This is a genomic window from Paracoccus seriniphilus (genome assembly GCF_028553745.1).
Classification (GTDB): domain Bacteria; phylum Pseudomonadota; class Alphaproteobacteria; order Rhodobacterales; family Rhodobacteraceae; genus Paracoccus; species Paracoccus seriniphilus.
In genome coordinates this window covers 330,507-351,209 of the sequence record NZ_CP067129.1, presented here as the reverse complement: position 1 = coordinate 351,209, position 20,703 = coordinate 330,507, and the positions used below count along the sequence as shown (strand labels likewise).

At 62.4% G+C, this 20,703-nt stretch carries 21 protein-coding genes; 3 read left to right on the top strand and 18 right to left on the bottom strand.

Annotated features, from left to right (window positions below; all coding sequences use genetic code 11):
- Window positions 1-19 precede the first annotated feature (19 nt).
- The 7 genes from JHW44_RS01650 to JHW44_RS01620 all read right to left on the bottom strand — a co-directional run bounded on the left by JHW44_RS01650 (window position 20) and on the right by JHW44_RS01620 (window position 7,040).
- Window positions 20-511 carry an RNA pyrophosphohydrolase gene (locus JHW44_RS01650; RefSeq protein ID WP_089343861.1) on the bottom strand — a complete coding sequence of 164 codons (492 nt, stop codon included), beginning with the start codon at window positions 509-511 and terminating at the stop codon, window positions 20-22.
- Between the two features lie 4 nt (window positions 512-515).
- Complete coding sequence (locus JHW44_RS01645) at window positions 516-1,931, bottom strand: S41 family peptidase (protein WP_089343862.1); 1,416 nt, start codon at window positions 1,929-1,931, stop codon at window positions 516-518.
- Between the two features lie 16 nt (window positions 1,932-1,947).
- Window positions 1,948-3,123 carry a murein hydrolase activator EnvC family protein gene (locus JHW44_RS01640; RefSeq protein WP_089343863.1) on the bottom strand — a complete coding sequence of 392 codons (1,176 nt, stop codon included), beginning with the start codon at window positions 3,121-3,123 and terminating at the stop codon, window positions 1,948-1,950.
- Window positions 3,120-4,637: a 2,3-bisphosphoglycerate-independent phosphoglycerate mutase gene (gene gpmI, locus JHW44_RS01635; RefSeq protein WP_089343864.1), complete on the bottom strand. Its 1,518-nt coding sequence runs from the start codon at window positions 4,635-4,637 to the stop codon at window positions 3,120-3,122. Before gpmI ends, JHW44_RS01640 begins: the two co-directional genes overlap by 4 nt.
- A gap of 92 nt (window positions 4,638-4,729) precedes the next feature.
- On the bottom strand, window positions 4,730-5,197 hold the full coding sequence (gene rlmH / locus JHW44_RS01630) for a 23S rRNA (pseudouridine(1915)-N(3))-methyltransferase RlmH (RefSeq protein ID WP_089343865.1): 468 nt from the start codon (window positions 5,195-5,197) through the stop codon (window positions 4,730-4,732).
- 3 nt (window positions 5,198-5,200) lie between these two features.
- On the bottom strand, window positions 5,201-5,608 hold the full coding sequence (gene rsfS / locus JHW44_RS01625) for a ribosome silencing factor (protein WP_089343866.1): 408 nt from the start codon (window positions 5,606-5,608) through the stop codon (window positions 5,201-5,203).
- A gap of 76 nt (window positions 5,609-5,684) precedes the next feature.
- Window positions 5,685-7,040 carry a mechanosensitive ion channel family protein gene (locus JHW44_RS01620; protein ID WP_089343867.1) on the bottom strand — a complete coding sequence of 452 codons (1,356 nt, stop codon included), beginning with the start codon at window positions 7,038-7,040 and terminating at the stop codon, window positions 5,685-5,687.
- 261 nt (window positions 7,041-7,301) lie between these two features.
- Here JHW44_RS01620 and leuC point away from each other — a divergent pair, with 261 nt between their 5' ends.
- The gene (gene leuC / locus JHW44_RS01615) at window positions 7,302-8,729 is read left to right on the top strand and encodes a 3-isopropylmalate dehydratase large subunit (protein ID WP_089343868.1); all 1,428 of its coding nucleotides are present in this window, start codon (window positions 7,302-7,304) and stop codon (window positions 8,727-8,729) included.
- Window positions 8,730-8,784: 55 nt separating this feature from the next.
- Here leuC and JHW44_RS01610 read toward each other — a convergent pair whose 3' ends face one another.
- The gene (locus JHW44_RS01610) at window positions 8,785-9,342 is read right to left on the bottom strand and encodes a hypothetical protein (RefSeq protein WP_089343869.1); all 558 of its coding nucleotides are present in this window, start codon (window positions 9,340-9,342) and stop codon (window positions 8,785-8,787) included.
- A gap of 82 nt (window positions 9,343-9,424) precedes the next feature.
- Between JHW44_RS01610 and leuD the strand changes: the two genes are divergently transcribed.
- Together leuD and JHW44_RS01600 are read left to right on the top strand one after the other, a co-directional pair.
- Window positions 9,425-10,030, top strand: coding sequence for a 3-isopropylmalate dehydratase small subunit (gene leuD, locus JHW44_RS01605; protein ID WP_089343870.1), 606 nt, complete (start codon window positions 9,425-9,427; stop codon window positions 10,028-10,030).
- On the top strand, window positions 10,021-11,109 hold the full coding sequence (locus JHW44_RS01600) for an endonuclease/exonuclease/phosphatase family protein (RefSeq protein WP_089343871.1): 1,089 nt from the start codon (window positions 10,021-10,023) through the stop codon (window positions 11,107-11,109). The genes leuD and JHW44_RS01600 overlap by 10 nt, the downstream gene beginning before the upstream one ends.
- On the opposite strand, the gene JHW44_RS01595 is transcribed toward JHW44_RS01600, so the two are convergent.
- The 10 genes from JHW44_RS01595 to motA form a co-directional block, all read right to left on the bottom strand.
- Complete coding sequence (locus JHW44_RS01595; RefSeq protein WP_245846972.1) at window positions 11,046-12,284, bottom strand: adenosylmethionine--8-amino-7-oxononanoate transaminase; 1,239 nt, start codon at window positions 12,282-12,284, stop codon at window positions 11,046-11,048. The genes JHW44_RS01600 and JHW44_RS01595 overlap by 64 nt on opposite strands.
- A complete protein-coding gene (bioD, locus tag JHW44_RS01590; protein WP_089343873.1) occupies window positions 12,281-12,973 on the bottom strand; it encodes a dethiobiotin synthase in 693 nt (230 codons plus the stop codon). The genes JHW44_RS01595 and bioD overlap by 4 nt, the downstream gene beginning before the upstream one ends.
- Window positions 12,958-14,118, bottom strand: a complete 1,161-nt coding sequence (locus JHW44_RS01585) for an 8-amino-7-oxononanoate synthase (protein ID WP_245846974.1) — start codon at window positions 14,116-14,118, stop codon at window positions 12,958-12,960. Before JHW44_RS01585 ends, bioD begins: the two co-directional genes overlap by 16 nt.
- 5 nt (window positions 14,119-14,123) lie before the next feature.
- Window positions 14,124-15,188 (bottom strand): biotin synthase BioB, encoded by a 1,065-nt coding sequence (gene bioB / locus JHW44_RS01580; RefSeq protein ID WP_089343874.1) that lies wholly within the window; start codon window positions 15,186-15,188, stop codon window positions 14,124-14,126.
- Window positions 15,189-15,285: 97 nt separating this feature from the next.
- Window positions 15,286-15,654 carry a hypothetical protein gene (locus tag JHW44_RS01575; protein WP_089343875.1) on the bottom strand — a complete coding sequence of 123 codons (369 nt, stop codon included), beginning with the start codon at window positions 15,652-15,654 and terminating at the stop codon, window positions 15,286-15,288.
- A complete protein-coding gene (flhB, locus tag JHW44_RS01570; protein ID WP_089343876.1) occupies window positions 15,648-16,709 on the bottom strand; it encodes a flagellar type III secretion system protein FlhB in 1,062 nt (353 codons plus the stop codon). The genes JHW44_RS01575 and flhB overlap by 7 nt, the downstream gene beginning before the upstream one ends.
- The gene (locus JHW44_RS01565; RefSeq protein WP_245846976.1) at window positions 16,706-17,440 is read right to left on the bottom strand and encodes a flagellar biosynthetic protein FliR; all 735 of its coding nucleotides are present in this window, start codon (window positions 17,438-17,440) and stop codon (window positions 16,706-16,708) included. The genes flhB and JHW44_RS01565 overlap by 4 nt, the downstream gene beginning before the upstream one ends.
- A gap of 20 nt (window positions 17,441-17,460) precedes the next feature.
- On the bottom strand, window positions 17,461-19,557 hold the full coding sequence (locus tag JHW44_RS01560; RefSeq protein WP_089343878.1) for a flagellar biosynthesis protein FlhA: 2,097 nt from the start codon (window positions 19,555-19,557) through the stop codon (window positions 17,461-17,463).
- Window positions 19,554-19,832: a hypothetical protein gene (locus tag JHW44_RS01555; RefSeq protein WP_089343879.1), complete on the bottom strand. Its 279-nt coding sequence runs from the start codon at window positions 19,830-19,832 to the stop codon at window positions 19,554-19,556. The genes JHW44_RS01560 and JHW44_RS01555 overlap by 4 nt, the downstream gene beginning before the upstream one ends.
- A complete protein-coding gene (gene motA, locus JHW44_RS01550) occupies window positions 19,832-20,698 on the bottom strand; it encodes a flagellar motor stator protein MotA (protein WP_089343880.1) in 867 nt (288 codons plus the stop codon). The genes JHW44_RS01555 and motA overlap by 1 nt, the downstream gene beginning before the upstream one ends.
- Window positions 20,699-20,703: the final 5 nt, after the last annotated feature.

The following is a 20,703-nucleotide window of genomic DNA, read 5'->3' as shown; positions in this document are numbered from 1 at the left end:
TATGGACGCGGCGCGACGCCTAAGCTGCCAGATGCGCGCGGAAGGCGGCAAGAACCTCTTCGTAAACCGCGCGCTTGAAGGGCACGATACTGTCCAGCAGGTCATCGCCGGACATCCAGCACCAACGGTCGAATTCGGGATGTTCTGTCTCGATGCAGATATCACTGTCCTGACCCAGAAAGCGCATCAGCACCCATTTCTGGCGCTGTCCGCCGAACCTGCCCTTCCAGACCTTGCCCAGCAGTTCCGGCGGCAGGTCATAATAGACCCAGCCCGGGGCCTCGGCGACGACCTCGACCTTATCTTCCGGAATCCCGGTTTCCTCGGTCAATTCGCGCAACGCCGCCTGAAGCGGTGTCTCTCCGGCATCGATCCCGCCCTGCGGCATCTGCCAGGCACCGGGCCGGTCCAGCCGTTGCCCGGCAAAAACCAGCCCCTGACGGTTCATCAGCATCACGCCGGCGCAAGGCCGATAGGGCAAGCCGCCCGGCCCTGACCGATCTGCAACCATGCCCTCAGCCCTTGTCATTGGCCGCATCCGAATCCTTGCCCTGCCCCGTCACGGCAGGCGCATCCTTGGCGGGAACGTCATCGGCCGTGTAATCGACAGCCGCCAACCCCTTGAGGATATCGACGGCATAGGCCAGCTGGTAATCCTCTTCGCGCAGCTTCGCGGTCGCCTCGACCTCGGCAGCCTCGTCTTCCATCTGCTTTCTTTCTTCATCGCTGATGGAATCATTGTTCAGCGCGCCGCGCAGATCTGCCTCGCTGCGGCCGAAATTCGACTGGCTGCGCGGTTCGTCCTCTTCCTCGTTCACCGCGCGTCGCGGTTGGGCCACCAGGATATCAGGCTGGATGCCAAGCGACTGGATCGAGCGCCCCGAGGGCGTGTAATAGCGCGCCGTGGTCAGGCGGATCGCGCTGTCGGATGTGACCGGCATGACGGTCTGGACCGAGCCCTTGCCAAAGGATTTCTCGCCCACGACGATGGCGCGATGGTGATCCTGCAGGGCCCCCGTGACGATCTCCGAGGCACTGGCCGAACCTCCATTGATCAGCACGACCATGGGCTTGCCCTGTGCCAGATCGCCCGGCTCGGCGTTCCAGCGTTCGCTTTCCTCGGGCATGCGGCCACGAGTGCTGACGATTTCCCCGGCATCGAGGAAGGCATCCGAAACGCTGATCGCCTGGTTCAGCAGCCCGCCCGGATTGTTGCGCAGATCCAGCACGAAGCCGGTAACCTTGTCGATGCCGCCGATTTCATTGACGGCCTTTTCCAGTTCGACCTTGAGGGTATCATAGGTTTCGTCATTGAAGGTCGAAACCCGCAGCACGACCGCATGACCTTCGATCCGGGTCTTCACGACGGTCAGCTTGATCGTGTCGCGCGTCATGGTCAGATCGAAGGGCTCGTTTTCGCCCTCACGCAGCAGCGTGACCGTGATTTCGGATCCCACCGGACCGCGCATCATGTCGACGGCCTCGTCCAGCGTCAGGCCCAGCAGCGATTCGCCGTTCACATGGGTGATATAGTCACCCGCCTTGACCCCGGCTTCGGCCGCGGGTGTGTCATCAATCGGCGAGACGACCTTGACCAGCCCGTCTTCCTGGCTGACCTCGATCCCCAATCCGCCAAAGCTGCCGCGGGTCTGGGTCTGCATCTCTTCATAGTCATCTGCAGACAGGAACGAACTGTGCGGATCAAGCGAAGTCAGCATGCCATTGATGGCCGCTTCGATCAGTTCCTTGTCGTCGGGCACCTCGACATAATCGGCACGCACCCGCTCGAAGACATTTCCGAACAGTTCCAACTGCTCATAGACCGATGTATTCTTGCCTGCCTCTTGCGCGACCAGCGGCCCTGCAAGCTGGGTCGTGACAACGGCTCCGGCAAGAATGCCCCCAAGCCCTGCAATCAGATAATGTTTCATGGCGGCCTTTCCTGCCTCAGTTCTCTTGCGGCTCGACTATTGGATTCAGCACGAACCAGTCTGCCGGGTCCAGCGTTTCGTCGCCCTTTCGCAGTTCCAGATACAGGGTTTCGGTCCGCCCCGCATCCAGCCCGCGCGCAGCATCGGCGACGAACTGCGCTCCGAATTCCTGTGCCGGTGCCTCTGACCCACCCATGAGGCCAATCGGATCACCGGCTTTCAACACATCGCCCACTTCACCAAACACCTGTGATAGTCCAGCAAATATCAGAAGATATCCCTGTGCGGGCTCGACAATCATCACATTGCCGTAATCCAGCAGGGTTCCGCGATAGCGGATGGTCGCAGGCCAGGGCGTGGTGACCAGCGCGGCAGGCGCGGTCGCAATGATCCAGCCCGGTCGCTTGACCCCCGCCGCATCGGGTTGGCGATAGGGCCGCAAGACGCTGCCCACCACCGGCAGTGGCAAGCTGCCCTGCGCACCGGCAAAATCTTCCCTTGGCGGGCCGACATCGCTTTCCATGTCCTCGATGCCCCGGGCAAAATCATCCAGACTTTGTGCCGCTTCCTTCAGCCGCTGCAACTCCTGGGGGGCCTCGGCAAAGCGAACCGGAACGGTCGAACGGTCGGTCACGGCGCTGGCCAGCAGGCGACGCGCCTCCTGCACCGAGGCCAGCCCCGATCCCAGCATCTCGGCCGCGGCCGATTGCAAGGCGCGCACCGTCGAGATTTCTTCAAGATCATCCTGCAGACGCTCGGCCTCGGCCTGCAGCCCCGGTGTCACATCGGCCAGAATCATGCCGGATCTGGCGTTGGCCAAAGCGCCGGCGGGATGCAGCAACAGGGTCGTTTCAGGCGATTTCTGCAGGGCCGTCATCGCGCCCAGCACGCTGGCAAGCCTTGCCCGTTCGGCTTCAAAGCGACCGTGCAGTTCCGCCTCCCGCGCGCTGGCCTGACGCAGCCCCTCGCGCAGGGCGGCCAGCCCCTGTTCATAGCCACGGATGACATCCGTCAGCGCCGTCACCTGATCATCTGCGGAAACCGCTTCGGCCAGCTTGCTGACCGAATTGCGCAGCTGCGTGGCGGCGGCCTCGGCCTCGATCACCGCCTGATTGGCTGGCGTGGCGGATTGTGCCGGCGCGCCGGTCGCCATCCCGCTGCACAGCAGAGCCAGTAAAAGCCGTCGGATCATGCGGTTACGATCAGGCTTTCGCCAGTCATTTCAGCCGGTTGCTCAAGCCCCATCAGGGCCAGGACCGTCGGTGCCAAATCGGCCAGACGTCCTTTGCGAAGCGCGATCCCGGCCGGACCGTTATAGACGATCACCGGCACCGGATTGATGGTATGGGCCGTATGGGGTCCACCGGTTTCAGGGTCGATCATGGTTTCGCAATTGCCATGATCGGCACAGATCACCGCAGCACCCCCCGCCTTGTCCAGCGCGGCCAGCATTCGCCCGACCTGCAGGTCGACGGCGGCACAGGCGCGCTTGGCGGCCTCGAGGCTGCCGGTATGCCCGACCATATCGGGATTGGCGAAATTGACGACGATCAGATCGTAGCCTTCCTCGATGGCCTGAACCAGGCGATCGCCCACGGCCTCGGATGCCATTTCCGGTGCCAGGTCATAGGTCGCCACCTTGGGGCTTTGCGGCATGAACCGGTCTTCGCCCTTTTCGGGCTCTTCCTTGCCGCCATTGAGGAAGAACGTCACATGCGGGTATTTCTCGGTCTCGGCCAGACGGAACTGGCGCAGCCCCTGCGCGGCGACCCAGGCCCCCAGCGTATTGGAGACCTGCTGCTTGGGATAGGCCGTGGTCATGAAGTTGTTGTGACGCACGCTGTAGTCCACCATGCCCAGCATGGCGGCCCATTCAGGTCGGTCGCTGACATCGAATTCGCCGAACTCGGGATCAGCCAGCGCTGTCAGGATCTCGCGGGCGCGGTCGGCACGGAAATTCAGACAGAAGAAACCGTCGCCATCCAATGCGCCGTTATAGCCGTCGATCACGAAGGGTTGGATGAATTCATCGGTCTCGCCGCGGGCATGAGCCTCGGCCACCGCCTTGTCGGCACTGACGGCAGGATCGCCCTTGCCGGCGACAATCGCGCGATAGGCCCGTTCGACGCGATCCCAGCGGTTGTCGCGGTCCATGGCGAAATAGCGGCCGATCACCGTACCGATCCGGCAGCCTTCAGGCATCTGCCCCTGCAATTCGGTCATGAAGCCAAGGGCCGATTGCGGCGCCACGTCACGCCCGTCGGTGATGGCATGAATGATCACGGGCACACCGGCATCGGTGATGGCCTTTGCAGCGGCCAGAACATGGCGCAGATGCCCATGCACACCACCGTCAGAGATCACACCCATCAGATGTGCGCTGCCACCGGTCTGTTTCAGTCCGGTCGCGAAATCACGGATCGCCGCATTGTCGTAAAAGCTGCCGTCCTCGATGGCCAGATCGATCTGGCCCAGATCCATCGCGACAACGCGACCAGCGCCGATATTCGTATGGCCGACTTCGGAATTTCCCATCTGGCCCGATGGCAGCCCGACATCGGGACCAAATGTCGTCAAGGTCGCATTCGGACATTCACGCATCAGACGGTCGAAATTCGGGGTCTCGGCCTGGTCCGGAGCGCTCTGTTCGGGACGATCCGAAAGGCCCCAACCGTCAAGAATGCACAGGATCACGGGTTTCGTCATGTCGGCCTCGCTTTGGTTTGCGTCTTGTTACTCCCGCCAGCGGGCTGCGACAACCGCCCTCAAGGGCAGGTGAAGGAAGGCAAAAGTCGCGTTCAGGCCCGGTGATAGGGGGAACCGGCCAGAATCGTCGCGGCGCGATACAGCTGTTCGGCCAGCATGACCCGCACCAGCATGTGCGGCCAGACCATGCGGCCAAGGCTGATCTGCCAATCCGCGCGGGCGCGCAGATCAGGGGCCAGCCCGTCCGCGCCGCCGATCACGAAACAGACATCACGAGCGCTGTCGCGCCAATGCGCCAGCTTGCGGGCGAATTCGGGCGAGGTGGGCTGATCGCCGCGCTCGTCCATCATCACCAGCGCCGCACCCTCGGGAATGACGCGTGACAGCAGGTCGGCTTCGGCCAGCATTCCGCCTCCGCGCCGGCCCTCGACCTCACTCACATGAACTGCGGGGAGTCCCAGCCCGCGTCCGGTTTTGGCAAAGCGCTCCAGATAGTCCGAAACCAATTGCGATTCCGGACCCTTCTTCAGCCGCCCCACGGCGGCGATCTCTATTCGCATCGTCTACTGCGTGGGTTGAGCGGGATCCCGGACACGATTCAGCGTGTCTGCCGGCATCCACATCTTTTCCAGCTGGTAGAATTCGCGAACTTCGGGGCGAAAGACATGCACGATCACATCATCGGTGTCGATCAGCACCCAATCGCCGGTTTCCTTGCCCTCGATGCGCGGTGAACGGCCCGTGGCCTCCTTCACACGCTCGGCCAGCTTCTCGGCAATCGCACTTACTTGCCGGGCACTGCGGCCCGAGGCGATCACCATGTGATCGGCCATGGACGAACGGCCACGCAAATCAATGGTGACAACATCTTCGGCCTTGTCATCATCAAGCGAAGACAGAATGCGGGCAAGTTGCTGCTCACCCGCGGCGGTCGCAGCCGGCCCACCGGCCGACGAGACGTCTTGTGACAGGGTTGTATCCTCCGGTCAGCGCGCCGATCGCCCCCGGCGCAGGGGTATCCTAAAGATAGCACTTTTTCGGCCCATCTCAATCATCCGTCACAGAATCGGGATCGGCAGGCGAAAAAACTTCACTACGCATCGCGATATCCTTGTTCAACACCCTGACTTCGCGCTGGGGGAAGGGAATGCTGATTTCATGCTCCTGAAAGGCGTCCCAAAGCGCCAGAAAGACCTGCCCGCGCACATTGGTCAGCCCGCTTTCGGCGTCCCTGATCCAGAAGCGCAGCACATAATCGACCGAACTGTCGCCGAAACCGGTCACCCAGCAGACCGGGCGACGATGTGCCAGCACCCGGTTGACGCCCATGGCGGCATTGATCGCGATATCGCTGACCTTGTGGGGGTCATCGCCGTAAGAGGCCCCGAACTTCAGATCCAGTCGCACGAAATTGTTGCTGTGGGACCAGTTCACGACCTGTCCGGTCACCAGATCCTCGTTGGGAATAAGGTATTCCTTGCCGTCGCGCGTCACCACGCTGACATATCGCGCGCCCAGTTCCTCGATCCAGCCAAAGGTCTCGCCCAGGCTGATCACGTCACCGGGCTTGATGGATTTGTCCAGCAGGATGATCACACCGGACACGAGGTTGGAGACGACCTTCTGCAGACCGAAGCCAAGCCCGACACCCACGGCGCCTGAAAACACCGCCAGCCCGGTCAGATCAAAGCCAAGCGCCTTCAGCCCCGCGATCACCGCCAACGAAAACAGCGCGACCTGCAACAGCTTGGCCGTCAGCACCTGCATCGTCGGCGAGATATCCTCGTTGCGCGACAGCCGCGTGGCGACGATCCGCGACAAGGATCGGGCCACCGCGATCATCAGCCCGCTTATGATCAGGGCCTCAAGAACCGTCAGCAGCGACAGCCGGAAATCCCCGAAGGTCAGCGCAACGCTTTCCAGAAACTCGGAAAACGGCTCGGTCAGCCCCAGCAGATCCAGCGTTACCCAGATCCAGGCGGCCCAGCTGACGATGCGCCGCAGAAAGCGGTTCGCGATGACCCGTGCGATGAAATAGATGGCAACCCATGCCGCCGCGATGGTCGCCGCCAGCGCGATCAGCTGGCTGCGAAAACTGTAGGTGACCTCGCGCATGACCAGCACCACGGCCCAGCTGATCAGGGTGAACACGATCAATGTCAGCCGTCGGTCGATCAGCAGGCCCAGCCGCAGCCGCCATTTCGGCCAGTTCTCGCGGCTGCGCAGCCAATGGGTCAGCGCCGGCGAACACAGTCTGGCGATCAGCCAGGACAACAGCATCAGCCCCGCGATGGCGGGCAGTTGATACATGCGCGAAGGAACCAGCAGGGTTTCAAGAAACAGCCAGATGCGATCCATCAGCCCCTGCGCCGCCGACAGAACCTCGGGATTCAGCTGTTCCATGAATTCCTCCTGCCACGATGAAAGCCTGTGGCGGGCGATACGGCAAGCCCCAAGCTGATATTGCGAAAACCCCGCAACGGGCCTAAGACAAGAACCATGTCAGGCTTTATCTATTTTGATATCCATGATCGGGCGCGATTGCCTTCGCGTTTTTTCGGCGAGACGCTTCGCGTCACGGCGAAAGGCTGATTGCGGGCGGTTGAACCGCCCTGTGCCGCCTGCCCATATCTAGAATTCGCATCACAGCCGAAAGTCACAGCCATGACGAATCCCGCCAAGCCACGCACTCTTTACGACAAGATCTGGGACGCCCATGTGGTCGACCAGGCCGAGGACGGCACCTGCCTGCTGTATATCGACCGCCATCTGGTCCATGAGGTGACCAGCCCGCAGGCATTCGAAGGCCTGCGGATGACCGGTCGCAAGGTTCGTGCGCCCGAACGCACCATCGCGGTGCCCGACCATAATGTGCCCACGACGCTGGACCGCCAGAAGGGCATCGACAACGAGGAGTCGCGGATCCAGGTCGATGCGCTTGACCGCAATGCCCGCGAATTCGGCGTGAATTATTATCCCGTCAATGACATCCGTCAGGGCATCGTGCATATCGTCGGCCCCGAACAGGGCTGGACCCTGCCCGGCATGACGGTCGTCTGCGGCGACAGCCACACAGCCACGCATGGCGCCTTTGGCGCATTGGCCCATGGCATCGGCACCTCCGAGGTCGAACACGTCCTGGCCACCCAGACCCTGATCCAGGCGAAATCTAGGAACATGAAGGTCGAGGTCACTGGCCGGTTGGCGCCGGGCGTGACCGCCAAGGATGTCGTGCTGCGCATCATCGCCGAGACCGGCACCGCCGGCGGCACCGGCCATGTCATCGAATATTGCGGCGAGGTGATCCGCAACCTGTCGATGGAAGGCCGCATGACGATCTGCAACATGGCCATCGAAGGCGGTGCCCGCGCTGGCCTGATCGCCCCCGATGAAACCACCTTCAACTATGTCAAGGGGCGCGCCCATGCACCCAAGGGGGCCCAGTGGGAGGCCGCCGTGGCATGGTGGAAGACATTGTTCAGCGATGCAGATGCCCATTGGGACAAGGTCGTGACGATCCGTGGCGAAGACATCGAGCCCACCGTCACATGGGGCACCAGCCCCGAGGATGCGCTGCCGATCTCGGCCCGCGTCCCCGCCCCCGAAGATTTCACCGGCGGCAAGGTCGATGCGGCGCGGCGCAGTCTTGAATACATGGATCTGACGCCCGGCAAGAAACTGACCGACATTTCCATCGACGCGGTCTTCATCGGCAGTTGCACCAATGGCCGGATCGAGGATCTGCGCGCCGCCGCCGAGGTGCTGCGCGGTCGCAAGCTGGCCGATGGGGTCCGCGGCATGGTGGTTCCGGGTTCGGGCCTTGTCCGGGCACAGGCCGAAGAGGAAGGTCTGGACCAGATATTCATCGAGGCAGGCTTTGAATGGCGTCTGGCCGGTTGCTCGATGTGTCTGGGCATGAATCCTGACCAGCTGAAACCGGGCGAACGCTGCGCGGCGACCTCGAACCGCAATTTCGAGGGCCGTCAGGGCTACAAGGGCCGCACCCATCTGATGTCGCCCGCCATGGCTGCGGCCGCCGGCGTGACCGGACGGCTGACGGATGTGCGGGAACTGATGGCCGCGACGGTCTAGGTCCGGGATGCCGGGGCGGATCGACAGCAGGATCGGATGGCACTGCGGGGCGGTTCTAGCCGCGCCGCAGGATCCACAGTGCATTCAGGGCAATCAGCAGCAGACCGACGTTTTCGAACAGATAGTTGGTGCTGACCCCGAAGCCGTGGCTGCCGATCAGCGCATCCATATGGTGAAAGCCGATCGCCCGGACCGCCACGAAGCTGCACAGAACCATCAGTCCGCTCAGGGCAATTCCGTTGCGCCACAGTTGTCCGCGCAGGGCCCGCAAGCCCATCAACAGCGCAAGGAACATCAGGCCCAGCACGCCCAGGACAAAGGCCATCTGCACGATCCTGCGATGATCATACCAGCCCTGTGCCTGCGCAAGGCAGCGGCCCGAGGCCGTCAGCGCGCTTTGCAGGTCAAGCTGCTTGTTCACCGCAAGGGCCAGCATCAGCAAGGCGACAAGCCCCCAAAAGGCCCGGCCGCCTCGTCCATGCAGCTTCAGCCAGACCTTTGCCGACAGGGCGAAGCACAGCAGATAGGCCAATACGGTCAACCAACCCGTTGCGTTCGGATCCCCGATTCCGGGCTGCCATGCGGCGGCCACGCAATTCGCCAAACCAGACATATCCACACCATCACATCTTCCTGGCCGTTCAGGGCAAGACCTTCACCATCACTGCGCCAGGATACAGCAATCCGAGGATAACATGGACAAGTTCACCACGCTTACCGGTATCGCGGCCCCCATGCCGCTGGTCAATATCGACACTGACATGATCATTCCCAAACAGTTCCTGAAAACGATCAAGCGTTCGGGACTGGGCGTGAATCTGTTCGACGAGATGCGCTATGATCGGGAAGGAAACGAGATTCCCGACTTCGTGCTGAACCAACCCGCCTATCGCAATGCCGAAATCCTGATCGCGGGCGACAACTTCGGCTGCGGATCGTCGCGTGAACACGCCCCCTGGGCGTTGCTGGATTTCGGTATCCGTTGCGTCATCTCGACCAGCTTTGCAGATATCTTCTTCAACAACTGCTTCAAGAACGGCATCCTGCCGATCACCCTGCCGCAAGAGGCCATCGATGTGCTGATGGATGATGCGAGCAAAGGCGCCAATGCCCGCATGACCGTGGATCTGGAAAACCAGACGGTCAGCACCTCGGACGGGACCGAGTTCCATTTCGACATCGATCCCTTCCGCAAGGAATGTCTGCTGAACGGTCTGGACGATATCGGGCTGACGATGGCCAAGGCCCCCTCGATCGACAGCTATGAAGAGCAAATGGCACAGGCGCGCCCTTGGGTCTGAAGGCGCTTGCCTTCCTTCTCTGCCTGACCGCGCCGGTCGCGGCCGAACCGCTGCGCCTGGCGACCTATGATCCGGGCCTGACACGGGACGGCCCCGGACTTTTGCTGCGCGACATCCGCCAGCGCGAATCCCGGGTCATGGCCGCTGCCCAGGTCATTGCGGCGGCCAAACCGGATGTGATCCTGCTGACCGGTTTCGACTGGGATTACGGCGGCAAGGCGCTGGCGGAATTCGCACAGCTTCTGACGGATGAAGGACAGGACATGCCCTTCCGCTTTGCCGCCCGCCCCAATCGCGGCATGCCCACGGGGCTTGATCTGGACGGCGACGGCAGGCTGGGTGAAGCCGATGACGCGCAGGGCTGGGGCCATTTCACGGGCCAGAACGGCATGGCGATCCTGTCGCGCCTGCCGCTGGTCGCCGTGACCGATCATTCCGATCTGCTGTGGCGCGATCTGCCCGGCAACATCATGCCCGATACAGATGCCGGCATCGCGGCGATCCAGCGCCTGTCCTCGACCGCTCATTGGGATGTGACCGTGACCTCCCGGCAAGGTCCGCTGCATCTGCTGGCATGGTCTGCCACGACCCCGGCCTTCGACGGCCCCGAGGATCGCAACGGGAGGCGCAATCACGATGAGGCCGCCTTCTGGCTGACCCATCTGCCGCAGGCACCCTTTGCTCTGATCGGCAAGATCAATCTGGACCCGCATGATGGCGAAGGGCGTCGCGATATCCTGCCCCGGCTGATGGCCCATGTTCAGGACCCAGCCCCCCGTGGCATGTGGCAACCGGCGCAAACGGGGGCCAATGCCAGCCACCGGGGCGACCCGGCACTGGATACCGCCGTCCATGACGCGCAAGGGCCGGGAAATCTGCGGGTCGATTACGTGCTGCCCTCGCGCGATCTGACCGTGATCGACAGCGGAATCCTGTGGCCCGCGCCGGATCATCCGCTTGCCGATGCGGTCGAAACCGCTTCGAACCATCGTCTCGTCTGGGTCGATCTTGAACTTCAGCCCTCGAAAGAGGCAATGGCCGACCAGGCCAGGTCAAGATCGCCAGAGGTCACGCAATAGGGCGGCAGGACATAGACCGTATTTCCCAAGGGCCGCAGCAACACGCCCTGACGCAGGAAATGCGCCCGCATGCGTGGCCCAGTCTCGGCCAGATACCCACCGTCTGACACTTTCAGGTCCAGCGCCGCAATGGTGCCGCATTGCCGGGCATTTTCGAAGCGATCGTCGCGCTGCAAATCGGCCAGATGATCGCCCTGCATGCGGCTCAGGTTATCCAGAATGCCCGCCATGTCCCGTTCGCGCCACAGGCGAACCTGCGCCAGCGCCGCAGCACAGGCGATGGGATTGGCCGTATAGCTGGAGGAATGATAGAAGGTGCGCCGGCGATCGGTCGAATAATGCGCCTGAAAGATCCGCTCGCTGGCCAATGTCACGGCCAGCGGCACGACACCACCCGTCAGCCCCTTTGATGTGCACAGGATATCGGGCGCGATTCCCGCATGGTCACAGGCCCACAGCCGCCCCGTGCGACCCCAGCCCGTCATCACCTCATCCGCGATCATCAGAACGTCATGGCGATCACAAATCGCCCGCAGCCCGGCCAGAACCTCGGGCGGATACATCCGCATTCCACCCGCCCCCAGCACCAGCGGTTCAAGGATCAGCGCCGCCATCTCGCCGGTTTCGGCCAGAGCCTCGAAGGCCTGCAAGGTCGCCTGACCGTCATCCGCGGGGCATGGCAGCTTGTCCACGGCGAACATCAACGGATCATAGGCGGCGTTGAACACGCTGCGTTCACCCACGCTCATGGTGCCGATGGTATCGCCGTGATAGCTGTCCTCGATAACCGCGATCCGGTGACGCCCATCGCCCGCATGGCGCCAGTATCCCAAAGCCATCTTCAGGGCGACCTCGACGGCGGTCGATCCGCTGTCGCTGTAAAAGACCCGCGACAATCCGGCAGGGGCCACCTCGACCAGAGCCTCGGCCAGTTCTTCCGCCGGCTCATGGGTCAGGCCAGCGAAGATCACCTGATCCAGTCGCGAGGCCGTCTGCTGTATCGCCTCGACGATTTCCGGTTGGCGATGGCCATGCGTCACCACCCACCAACTGGAAATACCGTCCAATATGGTCCTGCCGTCCTCGGTGAACAGATAGGCACCCTCACTGCTGGCGATGCGCAGCGGGTCGGGTTCGGTGGCATGTTGTGTAAAGGGGTGCCAGACCGCGCTCAACGGAAGTCCTCCGGATCGAATTGTTCGTGCATGGCCGCCGCCAGACTGAAGCGGTCCAACTGCTCCAGAAAGGGCAGCCGTCCCAGCAGCCTGACCCTGCCCAGTTCGCAGATGGTTCGCAGATTGTCGGGATTGTCCTCGCCGACAAAGGCGATTCCATGGACCGGCACCTGACGCGCACGCAGACTTTCCAGCGCCGAAAGGCTGTGGCTGATCGTGCCCAATCCCGTCGTGGCCACCAGAATGACCGGAATCTGCCATTGCGCGAAGAGATCCGCGAAGAGAATGTCGCGGGTGACGGGCACCAGAACACCACCTGCGCCTTCGACGACCAGCCGATCCGCATCCGGGGGTGTCAGATCGGCCGGGTCGATCTCCACGCCATTCAGTTCGGCGGCGCGATGGGGCGACAGCGGCTCGCGCAGCAGATAGGCTTCGGGATGCACCGGCTGGCCGGAGAGATGCTCGACCTCGGCGGAATCGGTGCCCGCGACAGGCAGATAGGCGCGGCTGCCATCCATGGGAGACAAGCCCTGCCTACGCCCGCCCGCCATCGGATTGGGCAGATCATGCGCCAGTCCGGTCTGGACCGGTTTCCAATAGTCCGCCCCGATCAACCCGCACAGACCCGCCGCAAGGACGGTCTTGCCGATATCGGTTCCGGTGCCGGTGATCACAAATCTGGCCACAACTCCTCCAGTGTGTCCGTCAGGCGCCGGATATCCTGCCGGGTCACATTCAGGTTCAGCGAAATACGCAGCCGCGCGCTGCCCTCGGGGACGGTCGGGGGACGAATGCCCCGCACATCAAAGCCGCGTGCCTGAATCTGCGCGGCAAGTGCCATGGTCTCTGCATCGGGTCCGACAATCAAGGGGACGATCTGGCTGCCGCTGGTCTGAATCCGCGGCAGGCGGCGGGCCATCTCGTCGTTGAAACAGGCGATATGGTCCTGCAGCAGGTCACGTCGCCAGGGCTCGTCGCGCAGGATCTGCAGCGCGGCACGTCCGGCAACCGCCATCAAGGGCGACGGCGCGGTGGCAAAAATGAAGGGCCGGCTGCGGTTGACCATGAAATCCAGCAGGCATTTCGCGCCACAGATCAGCGCGCCCGAGCCTCCCAGCGCCTTGCCCAATGTGTGCAGGGTCAGAACATTCTCGCGTCCTTCCAGATGATGCGTCAGACCGCGACCATCGGGACCGAAGACTCCGGTTGCATGAGCTTCATCAACGATCAGGAAACCGTGGCGATCCGCCAGCGCGGCCAGTTCCCGCAGCGGCGCGACATCGCCATCCATGCTGTAGAGGCTTTCCACCGCGATCCAGACCGCGCCGGTATTGCCAGCACGGCGCCAGTTCGTGATGACGTCCTCGGCATGCGCGACATCGCCATGTCGAAAGCGTTGCACGCTGGCCCGCCCCGCACGCGCCCCCTCATGCGTGCTGGCATGAGACAGCTCATCCATCAACAGCAGGTCTTCGCGCTGTGGCAAGGTTGCAAGCAGCGCGAAATTGGCCATGTAGCCGCCGCCGAACCCCAGCGCAGCCTCGGCTCCGAAAAACCGCGCAGCCTCGAATTCGAAGTCCGCCTGCCATTCGGTATGCCCGCGCAGCAGACGCGACCCGGCGGCACCGACCGCGACGCCATCGTCCAATGCAGCGCGGATGGCATCCTTCAGCCGGTCACTGGCCGCCAGTCCGATGTAATCATTGGATGAGAAATCCACACCGGCCCGCGGCGACAGGCTGCGCAGCCGTCCGCGTTGCGACAATTGCGCCATATCCTTGCGGTAGAAATCCAGCCGGTCGTGTTCCGGACCGGTCCCGATGGGGGCCACGCCGTTCAGCGCAGCACCGGAATTGCGGGATCGGCCGCGCGAGCCGCGGCCCGTCGTGCCTCTGGGGCGTCTTCAGCCGAGGGCATATGTTCGTGAACCTTCATCGGCTGAATCCCCAGCTTGGCGAACAGGCGCATGTCGTCATCTTCACCGGGATTGTCCTTGGTCAGCAAGGTATCCCCGACAAAGATCGAATTCGCACCAGCGAAAAAGCACAGGGCCTGCATCTCGTCCGACATCTCTGTCCGCCCGGCGGACAGACGAACATGGCTTTGCGGCATCATGATCCGCGCCGTCGCGATCACGCGAATGAAATCGATGGGGTCGACGGGCTCGGCATCCGCAAGCGGGGTTCCCTCGACCGGAATCAGCATGTTCACCGGCACGCTTTCCGGGGGTTCGGGCAGATTGGCCAGAGTGACCAGCATGTCGACGCGGTCCTGCGTGGCTTCACCCAGCCCCAGAATACCGCCCGAACAGACCTTGATTCCGCTGTCGCGAACATTCTGCAATGTCTCCAGCCGATCGGCAAAGCTGCGCGTCGAAATCACGTTGGAATAATGCGCTTCCGAGGTATCGATATTGTGGTTGTAGTAATCCAGTCCTGCGGCTTTCAGCCGCTTGGCCTGATCCCCATCCAGCATCCCCAGCGTCATGCAGGTTTCCATGCCCAGGGATTTGACGCCTTCGATCATCGCGACGATCTGGGCCATGTCCCGCTCTTTCGGGCTGCGCCATGCCGCGCCCATGCAATAGCGCGTCGCACCGGCATCACGCGCCTTGCGAGCCTCGGCGATGACGCGCTGCACCTCCATCAGTTTCGAGGCGGACAGTCCGGAATCATAACGTGCGGACTGGCTGCAATAGGAACAATCTTCGGGGCAGCCGCCCGTCTTGATCGACAACAGGCGGCTCATCTGGACGCGATTGGGGTCGAAATTCTGACGATGAACGGTCTGGGCCTGAAACAGCAACTCCATGAAAGGCAGATCGAAAAGCCGTCTTGCCTCCTCTGCCGTCCAGAGCTTGCGAGATGTCGCAACTTCGGGGCGCGGGCTGGCTTCAAGCATCGGGTTCCTCCTCGAATGGCTGACGCATTGCGTATCATTCCCGATACGCCCTGTCCAATACGCCGCAGCGCAGCACCGGAAGATTTTCGCCTGCCGGTCAGCCTGCGTCTTGCCGGTTGCGGGCCTGGCGCGCGGCCAGTTCGGCCAACACCTCGGCCCGTCCGAATTCGCGGGCAGCGACCTGACGCGCGGCCTCATAGACGGGCTGCATGCGTTGCAACTCGTCCTCGGCACGGGTCATATCCCGCGCGGCACGGGCGGCCTGCGCATTTGCCATGCGCGCCTCGCCCAAAGCAAGCGGGGCATCACTGCGATAGCTTTGATCCAATGCCGTGCGTGCCGCATCCACACGCTGCCTTGCCGCCTCGACATGCTGCGCAAGGGCGGCCAGTTTCTTCAACTCTTGCTCGGCCTTGATCCGGGCAATGCGCTGAAGCCGGCCAAGCCGAGATGCTGAATCTACCATCCTGCACGCACCTTCTGACGCATGTTCTCGGCGAAACGTATCGCGGCGGCCACCGCGGCGAAATGTTCGCGCCGGATTTCGCTGCCGATGTCGACGGTCGCATGGATGGCGCGCGCGCAGGGCGGATCGGACCAGATCGGCACATTACCCTTTCTGGCCCGCTCACGAATGCGCGCGGCGACATCATCCGTGCCCTTGGCCACACATACCGGCGCGCGCCCGCTTCCCGGTTGCCACTGCAGCGCAACGGCATAATGGGTGGGATTGACGATCACCACATCGGCCTTTTCCACATCGGCCAGCATTTGCTTCATCGCAATGTCGACGGCGCGCTGACGCCTTGCCGCCTTCAGATGCGGGTCGCCCTCGGCCTCCTTGTGTTCATCCTCCATCTCCTTGCGGCTCATGCGGTTCTTGCGCAGGTGTTCAAACCGTTTCCACACCATGTCCAGCACCGCGAAGCCGACCGAGACCAGCACAGCCAGCAACAGCACCCGCCCCAGGATTTCGCCCAGAGCTGTCACCCAGCGCGTTCCTGCCATGGCGCTTGCGCCCAGCCGATCAATCAGACCTGCGAAGAGATACCACCCTCCGACACAGACCAGAGCCGCCTTGGCAACCGAGATGCCAAATGTCACCAGCCCCGAGGGACCGAATTTCTGCCCCGCAGTCTTGATCGGGTTGAGGCGATTGATGTCAGGCGCAAGTTTCCCGGGCGAAAGGATCAAGGCCCGCTGCAAGATCAGACCGATCACGATCATCACACAAGGGACCAGGATCAACAGGACCAAGGCAAGCGCCGCATGACGCCACAACGATCCCGCCAGCGCAAACACCGATCCGACAGGCCACCCCCCTGCCCCCAGCGCGCGACCGGCCAGGGCCAGCCATTGCTTTACCGCAAGACCCGCAGCGACGGCAAAGGCCAGCCAGGCGCCAAGATACATCATTGCCGTATTGAACTCGGTCGAGCGCGGCACATCACCCTGCTCTCTTGCCTTGCGCAGCTTCTGCTCGGTCGGTTCGAAGCTCTTGTCGTCCTTGTGCTCGCTCATCCGGGCCTCGGCAGGGTGAATTGCAGAACGGCATCTGCCCAGATTCCGATCAGCATCGGTGCCAGGACGGCCAGCGCCACAAGAGCCAGAAGAATGGCCCCCGGGGAGCCGATGAAGACGACGGGCAAGCTCGGCATGACCCGGCTGATCACGCCGGAAAGTGCCTGGAACAGCAGACCACCCAGCGTGAAGGGGGCCGCAATCATCATCGCCAGCAGAAAACTGTCGGCCAGCACCTGGACAGCGGCGGGGGCAAGCCGGTCGATATCGGGCAGAGACCCGGGGGGCCAAAGCAGGAAACTGTCGGCCAGAAGGTTTGCCAGCATCACCGGCAACCCCAGTGCCATCAGGATCGCGATGCCCCCCAGATGCAACAGATTGCCAATCGGATGAGGCGCGGCCTCATTCTGAACGCCCACCAGCTGCGACAGTGAGGCGGTTGCCGCGATTGCCGTCGTCGCCATATCCAGGGCAAGCGCCAGCAAACGGATCAACATGCCTGCAGCAAGGCCGATCACCAGTTCGCTCGCAGCCAGGGCCAGACCACCCGCAAGATCTTCTGGTGAAGCACCTGGAGGGATACCTTCGGCAAGCAGCGGAGTCAGGGCCATCGCCGCGGCCACACGAACTCGCAGCGGCAGAACGCTTTCCCCCAACCCGGGCAAGGCGATCACACAGGCCTGCACGCGCAGATAGACGATCAGCAGCGCCCAGCCCTGAAACGGGATCATGCTGGCGACCTGGCTCCACATCAGGCAAACTCGACGGCAGAAACCAGCTGAAGATCGGCAGCCGGGTCCACCTCTTCCAGACCCAGGACCGGCGCAGAGACCCCGGCGGATCCCAGAACGGCTCTGATCATGCGCCGACGGTGATCAGGCACGACCACCACGGTCGTCATTCCGGGTTCGCCGCCTGCAAGTGCTTTGTTCACCGCCTCGACCAGCTTGCGGGTCAATGCGGGCGGCAGTGCCCCGCCACCATTGCGGCCGGTTTCCGCATCCGCACGCACGAATTCGGCCTCCCATGCGGGATGCAGCTGTACTGCCCAGATCCTGCCACGAGCGTCCGAAAACTGCTGCGTGATCTGCCCGCGCAAGCGTTTGCGAACCATTTCATAGATCGCTTCAACCGATTCAACCGCACGAAACTCTGACAGGGCATCAATGATCAGTGGCAGGTTGCGAATGGATATCTGTTCGTCGAGCAATGCCCTCAAGATGGCCAGCAAGACCTCGGGCGACACCTTGTCGGGGATCATGCTGTCCAGATAGCGGCGGTTGCGCTCGCTGCGAGCGGGATCGGACAACGACTTCAGTTCCTCAAGCTGACGCTGCAGCGCGCCCAAAGTCATCAGCGAGGAGAGATTGGCCTTTACCACCTCCATGAGATGGGTAGAGACCACCTCCATCGGCGTCACGACGGTTGCCCCTCGCGTTGCAGCCTCATCCTGATCCTCTCGCGATATCCATTTGGCGGGGCTGGAATAGACGGGTTCGCGCACCTCGCTGCCCTGCAGCTGATCCAGCAGTTGATCGGGTGCCAGGGCAAGAACCTCGCCCGGGCACAGGCTGCCGCGTCCGCGCACGACGTTCTGGATCCGGATCAGATAATCGCCCGCCGGCAGGTCATCGCTATCCGTGATCCGGACCTCCGGCAGTATCAGTCCGAAATGCCGCGCCACATGAATGCGCAGATTGCCGATCCTGCCGCCCAGCCCCCGCGCCGGATCAAGCGCGATTGTCACCAGCCCCGCACCGATCTCGACGCTGATATCATCCGTATCCAGAAGATCGCCGATCTTGCCCTGTGGTGCGGCGACCTCTGGCACATCGACCTCTGGATCGGCGTCATCGCTGTTCTCGGGTCGGTCGGAAAGATACCATGCCGCCCCGGCCATGGCCGCCGCCAGAGTGATGAACAGCAGCCGCGGCATTCCCGGTACGAAGGACATCAGCAACATGGTCGCGGCAACAACCGCGGCGGGCTGCCATGTTCTGGTAAATTCGCGCGACAACAGGTCAGACGTCTTGTCAGTGGCGCCCCCGCGCGACAACAGCAGCGCGGCCGCCATCGAGGTGATCAGCGCCGGAATCTGGCTGACCAGCCCGTCCCCGATGGTCAGATGCGAATAGGTCGTGACGGCATCGCCCAAACTCATGTCATGCCCGATCATGCCGACCGTCAACCCGATCAGAAGATTGATCAGGGTAATGACGATCCCGGCGACAGCATCGCCCTTGACGAATTTCGATGCCCCGTCGAGCGAACCGAAAAAGCTGATCTCGCGTTGCTCCTGACTGCGCCGCTGCTTGGCCTCTTGATGGTCGATCGCGCCGGCATTCAGATCCCCGTCGATCGCCAGTTGCTTGCCCGGCAACGAATCCAATGCGAAACGCGCGGCAACCTCGGCCATGCGGCCCGATCCCTTTGTGATGACCATGAAATTCACCACCGAGATCACCGCAAAGACCGTCAGCCCGATCAACAGCGATCCCCCGGCCACGAAACTGGCAAAGCCGTTGATCACCTGCCCCGCCGCATCCGTTCCCATATGCCCCCGGGTCAGAATGAGCCGCGTCGAGGAAACATTCAGCGAAAGCCGGATGATCAGGCTGACCAGCAACAGAACCGGGAATGCCTGGAAATCGGTCGGCTTGTCCACCAGCGAGGCCATGACAAGAACCAATGTCGCCGTTGCAATCGACAAGGCAATTCCGAAATCCAGCAAGCCCGGCGGCAAGGGGATGACCAGAGAGATCACGATCACGATCAGCGCGCCAGTGACCAGCAAGGGTGCATCCACAAACTTTCCGGACTTCGACTCGATCGCGCCAACAGCTTTCATTTTTCGTCCTCGGTAGCCTGGGCAGCCGGCTTGAGGATGTCGTCAAGGCGCCAGCTCTTGCCGGTCAGCAGGCCGGAGCGGCGCAGGAACACGATGGCCTGCAACCGCCGGGATGGTGTCATCTCCAGCAGGCGCGGCCTGTAGTCCGGGGGAAGGTCCCGACCTTCAAGCAGCCAACGCGTCGCCTCTTGCTCAAAGGTTTCAGGTCGCGGCGAGGCATCGACCATCTGTCCGGCCGCGCCGACACCTGCCAGAAAAAGTGCCGCCACCAGCATCACGCCGCCTTTTTCAGTTCGCGCAAGGCGGCTTCCAAAGTGTCGAAATTCGGACGGACATGCTCTGGCACCGCCTGCCGCCCGACCTCAACACAAAGGTTCGTCGCATGCTGATGCAACCCGGCCACAAGGACGGATTTCACCACGTCGTAAAAGCCCAGATCCTGCTTCACGACGCCACCAAGGCGGTTGGCCAGAGGTGCCACGAATCCATAGGCCAGAAAGACCCCCAGGAATGTGCCCACCAGCGCCCCACCAATCATCTTCCCCAGAACCTCGGGAGGCTGGTCGATGGCACTCATGGTCTTGATCACCCCCAGAACCGCGGCCACGATCCCGAGCGCAGGCAAGGCGTCTGCCATGGTTTGCAGCGCGTGGGGGACATGCATTTCCTCTTCGCGCATGATGGCAATGCGCCGGCTCAGCATCTCTTCGACCTGATAGGGATCGTCATAGGTCAGGCTGTTGGAACGCAGCGTATCCGAAATCAGCGACACCACATGATGATCGGCGGCCAGCTTCGGATAGGCCATGAAGATCGCGGATTCTTCGGGCGTTTCGATATGCTGTTCCAGTTCGACCGGGTTTTCGCGCGCGATCCTCAGCAGCTGGAACATCAGGCACAAGACATCCTGATGGTCCTGGGCCGTCCACTTCGGTCCCGAGAATGCACGTTTGAACCCTGTCAGCGTCGCCTTGAGCACATGACTGTCATTTGACAGAAGATAGGATCCGATCGCGGCCCCCATGATGATCATCATCTCGAAGGGCAGCGCATGGGTGATCACGGCCATCTTGCCACCAGCCAGCAGATAGCCGCCGAAAACCATGGCGAATGTCACGATGATGCCAAGAAAACCGAACATTTCAG